The following is a 1,935-nucleotide window of genomic DNA, read 5'->3' as shown; positions in this document are numbered from 1 at the left end:
CGGAAGAGGAAGCGCGTATAAACGCAAAGATTGATGCGCAGTTTGCTGACTTTAGAGACCACACCATTGATGTTGCACGGGCTGCTGGGGGCGTTGCTGCTGCCCTTGCCGGTGGCAATGTTGATGCCGGTGCCGATGCCGCAGGTAATGCCGCTGCAAATAACTACCTCAGCAGTGCGCAACAAGCTCAGATGGAGAAAGAATTAAAGGAGTGTCCTGACCTTTTATGTGAAGCAGCAGTGTCTGCGAAGTGGTCTGCGATTAGTACAGGGCAAGATATAAGCTTTGGGGCAGGTATGGTAGCTGGTGTACCGGCTGAAATATACGATACGCTTGATGGTTTTTTGCAAATAATCAGTTCTCCTACGGTTGGTGACTTGATACAAATAGCCAAAAATTCCAAAGAGATTTTGAAAGCGCTCAAAGATTTCTTCACCAGTGGTAAGGTTTTGGCTACCCTTGGGCATGCCTTTGCACAGCCCTATGTAGATCGCATTAATAAAATGGAGGAGGAATATGAGCGAGCCGGTGCCGGTGGTTCCTTTAATGCTGGTCTTGAATTTGGAAAATTATTGACTGAAGTAGCAACGCTGTTTTTGGGAGGAGCTGGAACAGCCAAGGAAGGTATAAAGCTTGGCGAAAAGGCTGTGATCAAGTTCAATGCTAGGAAAGATTTTGCCCAATTTGCTTCCAAGAAAAATCTTGCAGAACTTGCAGCTCAGGGAGATCCTGACAAACTAGCTGCTAGGAAAGAACTAACTAAACTCGCTGCTAAAGAAAAAAAGCTTTGGTTAAAAAAGAAACCCACTAAATTTACCGATAGCAAATTTGGTCAGACGAACAAAGCCTATCAGAGAGACGATTTGTTTGATCCTAATAAAAGGGTAAAATGGATGGAAAACAAAAAAGAAGTGTGGGGCACCAATATTGAGAGAATGGAAGCAGGAAGAGCACCTATAGGTTTTGATGGTCAATCTGTTGAGTTGCATCATCTAAAACAAACGCCTGAAGGGCCCATAGCAGAAATGAGCAAGGAATCTCATAACAAATATAGTTCCGTGATTCATAATAATCCAAAAACACATCAATCGCTTATAGAGAGAAAAAAGTTTGAGAAGTGGAGAGCGGAATATTGGAAGGAACGTGCTAAAGGGTATAGAGAACAAAAAAACAGTAATTTAGGAGGAATAATTGATATGAGATGGGGTATCATAGGGATAGATTTTGACGGATGGGGACAGGAGCATCGGCAGTAATGCTCTACGGTTAATTGAAAAGAGAAAAAGAAACTTATAAAATAATTTATGGAGGATAATTGATGAAAACCTATACCTTAGATGATGTTATAGAATTAGTTAATAAAGTTGATAAATATGATAGTGATATTGTCAGTTTTGGGACTGCAGAAAATGCTGTCGATGATATATGGATTGAAAAGGCGGAGAAAGCTCTCGGTTTGCAATTCACATCTTCTTATAAAAGTTTTTTAAAAAATTATAAAGGAGGAGATATTGGTGGTGATGAAATCTATAGTCTTTATGAAGATTGTGTAGATTTTCCTTTTAATGATATTGTTTGTCAAAATTTAAATTATTATAGAAAACGTGGTTTTGCAACATCAGAACAGCTTGTCGTGAGTAGTACTGATTTTGGTGAAACCTTTTACTTTGATTATACGCAGTTTCGGGATGGAGAATGCCCACTTTATGTCATGCTTCCATCTGAGGATTGCGAATATTACGCTAGCAATTTTTATGAATTCCTTTGCAAAAGAATTAAAGAAAGCGTGGGAGCTGAGATACCTGATGGTGATCAACCGATTGAAAAGATTGAGAACACTCCCACTCCGCAACCTATACCTTTTTACAAGAGTTTTTGGAAAAAACTATGGAAGAGGTGAAATTGATAGAGGGAATATGGAGCGTTTATAACGCA

The 1,935-nt window shown here is 39.7% G+C and carries 2 protein-coding genes; both read left to right on the top strand.

The window, feature by feature from the left end:
• Positions 1-1,256: HNH/ENDO VII family nuclease (locus ACFINZ_RS09440; protein WP_375701390.1), on the top strand; the 1,256-nt coding region annotated here is incomplete at its 5' end.
• A gap of 62 nt (positions 1,257-1,318) precedes the next feature.
• Complete coding sequence (locus ACFINZ_RS09435; protein WP_375662649.1) at positions 1,319-1,900, top strand: SMI1/KNR4 family protein; 582 nt, start codon at positions 1,319-1,321, stop codon at positions 1,898-1,900.
• Positions 1,901-1,935: the final 35 nt, after the last annotated feature.

It is taken from the genome of Bartonella sp. AA81SXKL, assembly GCF_042196945.1.
Lineage (GTDB): Bacteria > Pseudomonadota > Alphaproteobacteria > Rhizobiales > Rhizobiaceae > Bartonella.
This window is presented reverse-complemented; position numbering and strand designations above follow the sequence as displayed.

Excerpts from the sequence above, each read along its gene's own strand:
- ACFINZ_RS09435 (WP_375662649.1), top strand. The coding sequence starts at position 1,319 with ATGAAAACCTATACCTTAGATGATGTTATAGAATTAGTTAATAAAGTT.